This window comes from Spirillospora sp. NPDC049652, from assembly GCF_040675125.1.
Classification (GTDB): Bacteria; Actinomycetota; Actinomycetes; order Streptosporangiales; family Streptosporangiaceae; genus Spirillospora.
The window spans coordinates 1-7,141 of sequence record NZ_JBFAOF010000329.1; the positions used below are offsets into that span (position 1 = coordinate 1).

The 7,141-nt window shown below is 70.7% G+C and carries 4 protein-coding genes; 1 reads left to right on the forward strand and 3 read right to left on the reverse strand.

The genetic code is table 11. The annotated features are described in order from the left end of the window. From rpsA to polA, 3 genes are all read right to left on the reverse strand, one after another. Positions 1 to 1,470, reverse strand: a 1,470-nt coding sequence (gene rpsA, locus AB0J52_RS21010) for a 30S ribosomal protein S1 (RefSeq protein ID WP_500183345.1), incomplete at its 3' end; no start/stop codon positions are given. 333 nt (positions 1,471 to 1,803) lie between these two features. After that, positions 1,804 to 2,946, reverse strand: a complete 1,143-nt coding sequence (locus AB0J52_RS21015) for a polysaccharide deacetylase family protein (RefSeq protein WP_500183347.1) — start codon at positions 2,944 to 2,946, stop codon at positions 1,804 to 1,806. Between the two features lie 554 nt (positions 2,947 to 3,500). Next, positions 3,501 to 6,197 (reverse strand): DNA polymerase I, encoded by a 2,697-nt coding sequence (gene polA / locus AB0J52_RS21020; RefSeq protein ID WP_500183349.1) that lies wholly within the window; start codon positions 6,195 to 6,197, stop codon positions 3,501 to 3,503. Positions 6,198 to 6,331: 134 nt separating this feature from the next. On the opposite strand from polA, the gene AB0J52_RS21025 reads away from it, so the two are divergent. Then, on the forward strand, positions 6,332 to 6,730 hold the full coding sequence (locus AB0J52_RS21025; protein WP_500183351.1) for a PaaI family thioesterase: 399 nt from the start codon (positions 6,332 to 6,334) through the stop codon (positions 6,728 to 6,730). Positions 6,731 to 7,141: the final 411 nt, after the last annotated feature.

The following is a 7,141-nucleotide window of genomic DNA, read 5'->3' on the forward strand; positions in this document are numbered from 1 at the left end:
GGACAGCTTCTCGCGCAGGGCCGCGAGGGCCTCGTCGGTCGCGAGCGCGCCACCGGTCGTCTCCGACTCGGCGCCACCGCTGTAGGAGGTCTCGCCGCCGCCGGACGGCGCCGGGGCGCCCTCCGCCTCGGCCTCGGCCTTGCGGGCCTCCTCGATCTGCTTGCGGTGCGCGTCGAACCGGGCGCGGGCCTCGGCGTACTGCCGCTCCCACGTCTCGCGCTGGGCGTCGTAGCCCTCGAGCCACTCGCCGGTGTCGGCGTCGAAGCCCTCGGGGTACTTGTAGTTGCCCTGCTCGTCGTACTCGGCGGGCATGCCGTAGAGGGTGGGGTCGAAGTCCTCTTCCTCCATGGCCGCGGCGCCCTCGTTGGCCTGCTTGAGCGACAGGCTGATGCGGCGCCGGTCGAGGTCGATGTCGATGATCTTCACGAAGATCTCGTCGCCGACCTGGACGACCTGCTCGGGGATCTCCACGTGGCGCTCGGCCAGCTCGGAGATGTGGACCAGGCCCTCGATGCCCTCCTCGACCCGGACGAACGCGCCGAACGGCACCAGCTTGGTGACGCGGCCCGGCACGACCTGGCCGATCTGGTGAGTGCGGGCGAACTGCTGCCACGGGTCTTCCTGGGTCGCCTTGAGCGACAGGGAGACGCGCTCGCGCTCCATGTCGACGTCCAGGACCTCGACCGTGACCTCCTGGCCGACCTCGACGACCTCGGAGGGGTGGTCGATGTGCTTCCAGGACAGCTCGGAGACGTGCACCAGGCCGTCGACGCCGCCGAGGTCGACGAACGCGCCGAAGTTGACGATCGACGAGACCACGCCCTTGCGGACCTGGCCCTTCTGGAGCGTGTTGAGGAACGTCTGGCGGACCTCGGACTGGGTCTGCTCGAGCCAGGCGCGGCGGGACAGGACCACGTTGTTGCGGTTCTTGTCCAGCTCGATGATCTTGGCCTCGAGCTCGCGGCCCACGTAGGGCTGCAGGTCCCGGACGCGGCGCATCTCGACCAGCGAGGCGGGCAGGAAGCCGCGCAGGCCGATGTCGAGGATGAGGCCGCCCTTGACGACCTCGATGACCGTTCCGGTGACGATGCCGTCCTCGTCCTTGATCTTCTCGATCGTGCCCCAGGCGCGCTCGTACTGGGCGCGCTTCTTGGACAGGATCAGGCGACCCTCCTTGTCCTCCTTCTGGAGGACGAGGGCCTCGACGTGGTCTCCGACGGCGACGACCTCGTTGGGGTCGACGTCGTGCTTGATGGAGAGCTCACGGGACGGGATGACACCTTCGGTCTTGTAGCCGATGTCGAGGAGGACTTCATCCCGATCGACCTTGACAACGGTGCCTTCGACGATGTCGCCGTCGTTGAAGTACTTGATGGTCTCGTCGATCGCGGCGAGGAACGCTTCCTCGGACCCGATGTCGTTGACCGCTACCTGCGGGGTGGTCGAGGTGGCCTCGGTGCTGCTCGTCATGTGTCGGCTGACTCCGGATACGGACATTGAGAGGTGTCAATACACGCGCGGAGGGCTCTTTTCCGCCCTGCCGAGGACCGGAGAAAGACACAGGCCCCGGAGGACCCGCGTCGAGCACGAACCGATGTCGACGACCTGACCGAGCGCGAGCTTGCTCCGTCCGAAGCCGCACAAGCCCACAGCGCAGCGATCAGAATATGGGACCTGCTCCCTCAGGTCAATCGCGGCGGCGGCGTCCACGCGCTCACCACGCGGGGACCGGGCCCTGACCCGGGTGCCGGGAGGGCTCGCCAGCCCCCTGGGGACAGGCGATCCGGCCGGTCGGCGCCCGTGTCAGTACTCGCGCGCGTAGGAGCGATATTGCTTTGCCAGTCGCTTCTCGAACGTCTTGGGGAAGGTGACGGTTCCCGGATCGCCGTCAGAGGTGTAGCGCTCCCGGGGGTGGTCGTCGAGCCAGTCGAGCCAGGCGGTCGAGCAGAACGTCCGGCAGTCATTCTCCCTGATCTTGCCCTCGGACCGGATGCGGGTGGCCGCCCAGCGGTCGAACACCTTGTCGAACGGCGACTCGGACGGCTTCCACCCGGCGAGGAAGACGATCTCGAAGGAGTACCTGCCGTCCTCGCGCTGCGCCCAGACCCGGTTGTGCGGGATCGACCCGAACGGGTACGCGAACGTCGTGGTGTGGCGGCCGGTGAGGGAGAACAGCTTGTCCTCCATGCCGGCGATCTCCTTCTGGACGCCGCTCTTGCCCATCGTCCGCAGGTCGGGGTGGGTGACGGTGTGGTTGGCGACCTCGAACCCGTTGCCCATCAGCCAGCGCAGGCCCTCGGCGGCGCGCGGCCCGAGCCCGAACAGGTCCTCGTTGCAGTAGAACGTGGCGACCGGCCGGAACCCGGGGTGCTCGCGGGCGACCTGCTGGATGATCGCCACCGCGGTGTCGGGGGCCGGGCCGCCGCGGGCGTCCAGCGAGAACTGGCCGGGGGTGCTGTCGTCGAAGGTCAGCACGACCGGGTGCTTGCCGAGCGGCACGTCGAGCCGCCCGGACGCGAACTCGGCGGCGGTGATCGGGTAGTAGTCCGAGTCCGCCAGCCGGGTCAGCTCGGCGTACAGCTCCTTGGTCGAGCGGTCGAGCGAGGCCTCCGGGTGCTTCATGATCCGGTGGTACATGAACACCGGGACCTGCCCCAGCTCGTTGGCCTTGACCTGGACGGCCGCGGGCGTCGCGGGGGCGACCGCCCCGGCGGTCGGCGTCGCGGACGGCGTGCCGGGGCTGCTGGGGGTCCCCGAGGGCGTGGGCGGGGACGGCGGGGTGGACGCCGGGGCCGGGCTCGCCGGGGACCGTCCGGCGGACATCCCGTCATGGGAGCCGGCGGTACTGGCGTGATGCGCGTGGCGCGGGCGGTGGTCCTGGAACGCCAGCCCCAGGACGAGCGCGCAGAGGACCACGATTCCGGCGATCTTGTGGAGGAGCGGCACGGGCCTCCCGTCGGTCGAAACCTACGCGGGCATGGACAAGTAGCACCTATCCGAGTGATCTACCTTAAGCCCGCGAGCGTCCCCCGGTCCGGCCACGAAACACCAAAGGAACACAAAAGAAACGGCCCCCTCGCCAGACCGCGAGGCCAGGGCCCCCGGGACGTCAGAACGCAAGGCCCCAGGCTCCCGAAGGAGCCCGGGGACTCGGGTCTGTGTCGAAGCGGCCTCAACCACGCACGCGAACGCGTGACCAGCCCGGCGTAGCGAAGCCGAAGGCGAGCGCAACCGGGCAGATCGCGAAGCGATGCCGCGTTCACCCAGACCCGGTCACGAAGCGAGCCGCCAGGCGAGCGAAGCGGGCCGGGACTCTGTCAACGAGCGGTGTTCCAAGGTCCGTTTCGAAGCGGCCCCAACCACGCGCGCGAACGCGTGACCAGCCCGGCGTAGCGAAGCCGAAGGCGAGCGAAGCCGGGCTGATCGCGAAGCGATGCCGCGTTCGCCCAGGCACGGTCACGTAGCGAGCCTTTAGGCGAGCGACGTGGGCCGAGACTGTATCAATGCGCAGCGTCCTGCCAGGTGCGGCCGGTGCCCATGGAGACCGACAGCGGCGCGCGCAGGTCGTACGCGCCCGCCATCTGCTCGGCGACCAGCGACGTCAGGCCGTCGAGCTCGCCCGGGGCGACCTCGATGACCAGTTCGTCGTGGACCTGCAACAGCATGCGCGACCGCATGCCGCGCTCGCGCAGGGCGCGGTCGACGTTGAGGCTGGCGACCTTGACGATGTCGGCGGCCGACCCCTGGATCGGCGCGTTCAGCGCCATCCGCTCGGCCATCTCGCGGCGCTGCCGGTTGTCGGAGTTCAGGTCGGGCAGGTAGCGGCGGCGGCCGAGGATGGTCTCGGTGTAGCCGTCGCGGCGGGCCTGGTCGACCACGTTCGCGAGGTAGTCGCGGACGCCGCCGAACTGCTCGAAGTACTCGTCCATCAGGTGGCGCGCCTCGTCCACCGGGATGCGCAGCTGCTGCGAGAGGCCGTAGGCCGACAGCCCGTAGGCCAGGCCGTAGTTCATGGCCTTGATGCGGGCGCGCAGCTCGGTGCCGATCTGCTCGGGCGGCAGCCCGAACACGCGGGAGGCGGTGATGGTGTGGAAGTCGGCGCCGGAGTTGAACGCCTCCAGCAGCGCCTCGTCGCCCGACAGGTGCGCCATGATCCGCAGCTCGATCTGGCTGTAGTCGGCGGTGAGCAGCGACTCGTAGCCGGCGCCGACGACGAACGCCTCGCGGATCTGCCGGCCCTCGGCGGTGCGGATCGGGATGTTCTGCAGGTTCGGGTCGGTGGACGAGAGCCGCCCGGTGGCCGCGACCATCTGGTTGAAGGTGGTGTGGATGCGGCCCGCGTCGTCGAGCATCGGGATGAGCGAGTCGACGATCGACTTGAGCTTGGCGACCTCGCGCCAGCGCAGGATGCGCTCCAGGACCGGGTGCCCCTCCTTGGCCAGCAGGCCCGTGAGGGCCTCGGAGTCGGTGGTGTAGCCGGTCTTGGTGCGCTTGGTCTTGGGCAGGCCGAGCTCGTCGAACAGCACCTGCTGGACCTGCTTGGGCGAGCCGAGGTTGAACTCGTGCCCGACCGCGTCGTGCGCCGCCTGCTCCTGCTCCTTCACCTGGCCGCCCAGCGACGCCGACAGCGACGCCAGGTTGTCGGCGTCGACGGCGATGCCGGCCCGCTCCATGTCGGCCAGCACGCGGGTCAGCGGCAGCTCGACGTCGTTCAGCAGCCGGGTCGCGCCGCGCCGCTCCAGGTCGGCGTCCAGCACGTCGGCGAGCTCGGCGACGGCGCGGGCGCGGACGGCGAGGTCCTGCGCGGCCTCCTGCTCGCCGGAGCCGTCGAGGGTGAGCTGGCCGGAGTCCTCGGTCTCGTTGGTGAGCTCGCGGTGCAGGTAGCGCAGCACGAGGTCGGCCAGGTCGAAGGTGCGCTGGCCGGGCAGCGCCAGGTAGGCGGCCAGGGCGGTGTCGGTCGTGACGCCCTCGAGGGCGAGGCCGCGCGCGGCCAGCGCCAGCATCGGGCCCTTCACGTCGTGCACGGCCTTCGGCCGGGACGCGTCGGCGAGCCAGGCGGCGAGCGCGCGCTCGTCGTCCTCGACCAGCTGGGCCGGGTCGAGGTGGACGGCCGGGCCCTTGCGGGACGCGACGGCGAGCGCGGTGATCTCCCCGGTGCCGCGCCCCCAGGTGCCGGTGACGGCGAGGCCGGTGCGCTCCCCCGCCGGGGCGTTGGCCTCCAGCCAGGTCGCCAGCGCGCCGGGCTCCAGCGTGTCGAGCTCGACGTCGAAGCCCTCGTCGGCCTCGGGCTCGGCCGTCGTCAGCGAGGCGTACAGCCGCTCGCGCAGCACCCGGAACTGCAGCGAGTCGAACAGGGTGTGGATCTCCTCGCGGTCCCACTGGCCCATGGTGAGCCGGTCGGGCGTCAGGTCGAGGGCGACGTCGCAGTCGAGCTTGTTGATCTGCTGGTTGCGCAGCACGCCGGCCAGGTGCTCGCGCAGGTTGTCGCCCGCCTTGCCCTTGATCTCGTCGACCCGGGCGACGAGCGTGTCGAGGTCGCCGTACTTGGCGAGCCACTTGGCGGCCGTCTTCGGGCCCACCCCGGGGACGCCCGGCAGGTTGTCGCTGGACTCGCCGACCAGCGCGGCGAGCTCGCGGTACCGCTGCGGCGGGACCCCGTACTTGGCCTCGACGGCCGCCGGGTCCATGCGGGCGAGCTCGGACACGCCGCGGATCGGGTAGAGGACGGTGACCTTGTCGTCCACCAGCTGGAAGGCGTCGCGGTCGCCGGTGACGACCAGCGTCCGCATGTCCAGCGCGGACGCGCGGGTGGCGAGCGTGGCGATGATGTCGTCGGCCTCGAAGCCCGCCACCGACATGCGCGGGATGCGCAGCGCGTCCAGCACCTCGAAGATCAGCGAGACCTGGGAGCGGAACTCGTCCGGCGTCTTCTGCCGCCCGGCCTTGTACTCGACGTACTGCTCGTGCCGGAACGTCGGCTCGGACCGGTCGAACGCCACCGCGATGTGCGTGGGCTGCTCGTCGCGCAGCACGTTGATCAGCATGGAGGTGAAGCCGTACACCGCGTTGGTGGGCTGCCCGTCGCTGGTGTTGAAGTTCTCCACCGGCAACGCGAAGAACGCCCGGTAGGCCAGGGAGTGGCCGTCGAGCAGCAGGAGCCGGTCGTGCTTGTCAGGGGTCGATGCTTGGGTCGCCACACCAGGAGCCTAGTCTGCGCGTACGACAGTTTGAGGGAGGCTCAGTGGCGGAGGAGCAGCAGGGCGGCTCGGTGACGGAGGAGCGGGAGGTCACGGTGACCGGCGGGCCGGGGGGCGCGGCCGGAGACCACGGCATGGACCTCGGCGGCCTGGACATGACCGGGGATCTGGCCACGTCCATGGGCATCGAGTACCTGGAGGCCTCTCCGGAGCGCGTGGTCGGGCGGATGCCGGTGGCGGGCAACACCCAGCCGTACGGCCTGCTGCACGGCGGCGCGTCCTGCGTGCTGGCCGAGACGCTCGGCTCGGTGGGCTCGGCGCTGCACGCCGGCGAGGGCCGGATCGCCGTCGGGATCGAGATCAACGCCACCCACCACCGGGCGGCCACCTCGGGCCACGTCACCGGCGTCGCGACGCGCGTGCACGGCGGCCGGACCCTCGCCACCTACGACATCGTGATCACCGACGACCGGGACCGCCGGGTCTGCACGGCCCGGCTGACCTGCATGCTCCGCGACGCGCCCCAGGGCTGACCCCGGCGGTCCGGCCGGACGAGAAAGATCGCTCCGGAGGCCCGCTTCCTTTGCGGCGGGCACGGCCGTGTCGGTAACGTGGATCGGAAGGCCCGAGGCCACCGAGTAGACAACGCACGTGTCCGCGAGGACGCGTTGCGGCCCCAAAGGTGGCCTCGGGCCAATGACCAAGACGGTCGCGGGCCAACGACGAAGGCGGCCACGGGCCCACGACAAGGTGGCCCGCGACGAGGCGGCCACGGGCCCACGACACCGCCGTTCGCCGATGACCGGTTGCGATTCGGTTGCGAATCCGGCCGGATCTTCACGGCCGCGGAGGCCCCGCCTACCGTCGGGGCATGCGCCGGGTGAGACCGCTCACGACCGTCACCGCCCCCCTGACCGCCCCGTGGACCACTGCCGCGGCCATCG